The organism is Colwellia sp. BRX8-9 (assembly GCF_014077245.1).
Classification (GTDB): Bacteria; Pseudomonadota; Gammaproteobacteria; order Enterobacterales; family Alteromonadaceae; genus Colwellia_A.
On the sequence record NZ_JACGVN010000048.1, the window covers coordinates 1 to 1,568 of the forward strand.

Consider the following 1,568-nt stretch of genomic DNA (forward strand, 5'->3'; position numbering starts at 1 on the left):
TCTGTTAGCTTAACAATTAAAGGGTTGTTACCCAGTGCTTTAGCTTTAGCCGTAATCGCTTCAGCTTCAGCTAAGCCTTTAATTCGAATAGATTCAGCTTCTGCTATAGCAACGAGCTTAATACCGTCTGCTTTTGCTTTTGCCGTATTTACGTCACGTTGCGCTTCTAAATTTTGACGTGCTAGTTTATGTTTCTCCGCATCAGCCAGATTTTTTTCTGTTTGCTTAGTTTCAATAGAAGTTAAGTACTTAGCTGGTAATTGAATATTTTCAATTTGGATGTTATCAACAGTAACAGGAAAGTCTTTCATTTCTTCGATAAAGCTTGCTTCAATCGCTTGAATAGCACTTGCTCTATCTTGTATTAATTTCTCTGCATCGTACTGTGGGATAACATCTTTAGTGGCAGATCTAAAACGAGGATCAAGAATTCTATTTTCAAATTGCTTTAAACCACCGTATTGGCGAAAAAGTTCAAGTGCAGCTGTCTTGTCTACCGTCCAGTTAACTGAAACAATAACAGTTACTGGCATTTGCTCTTTAGTACTTGATGCCATTTTTTCTTCATTTTTACGTGTTCTGACTTCTATCTCTTCAACGCTATCAATAAAAGGCACTTTAAAGTGTAAACCCGGGTTAACCTGCTCTTTGGCTTCACTGAATCGCTTAACAATGCCGATATGTCCTTCATTGACCGTGTAAACAGAGCTGAAAAAGAGGGTGACAGCAATCGCCACCGTTATTATTGATTTAGTTGGGATATTTAATTTTTCTATATTCACTTTTTTACCTAGGGGCTTTATTAGGTGCCCATATTTAAAGACACATTCGTTAAATATTACAGCATGTTATTCGCTATGCAGAGACCATAACCTTTTAAGTGACTTAACGTCAAACTTACACCCGAGTTAACCAGCCCTGCAAAGACTAAACAATCGATAATATTAACCATTAGTAAGTTAATCTTATCAGTTAGGTGAACATCAAAAGTGTTGTATTGATATTTTTTCTGTTGGCCATTCGACAAAAGTTGATGGGTCTGTTGTCATTTATGTTGCATTAGCAATCAACTTAATAGCAATATCAGTTAAATCGGTCACTTCTCCGATACCTATGGTACTTTCTAACTGAGTTTGAAGATCATCCGCTAAGTCTTTATCTAAACTTCTTAAATAACTGATTTCGTCACGGTAATACATATTTTGCACTTTATCGCTTTTTTTCAATTCAACTTTTAAAATTGCCGGTTTACCGTGATTAGATACTTTCTGGGTATATTCTTTCAATTGGGCAGATTTTTTCAATACTGATAAGTCACGATACCAAAAGGAATACTCTTCTTTATCATTTTTATCTTTAGGTAGAACAAGAATATAAAATGCACGGGCAGGTAATTCTTTATAAGCAAGTACCGCAATAATTGATAAACAAGAATCTCTAAACTTTTGATTGCTCAATAGATTAAGAATAATTTCTTCACTATTTTCATTTTTATAGACAAGGTGCTTAAGTGCAGAGTTACCACTAAAGCTCGCCGCATTAATATATTGTTGGTGCTTAGTTGCTTT

General features: G+C 35.1%; 2 protein-coding genes. Both read right to left on the reverse strand.

Going from position 1 to position 1,568, the window contains the following annotated elements:
• On the reverse strand, positions 1 to 746 hold a 746-nt coding region (locus tag H4J70_RS20200; protein WP_404842504.1), incomplete at its 3' end, for a prohibitin family protein.
• A gap of 303 nt (positions 747 to 1,049) precedes the next feature.
• A partial coding sequence (locus tag H4J70_RS20205) for a hypothetical protein (protein WP_182251787.1) occupies positions 1,050 to 1,568 on the reverse strand: 519 nt, incomplete at its 5' end.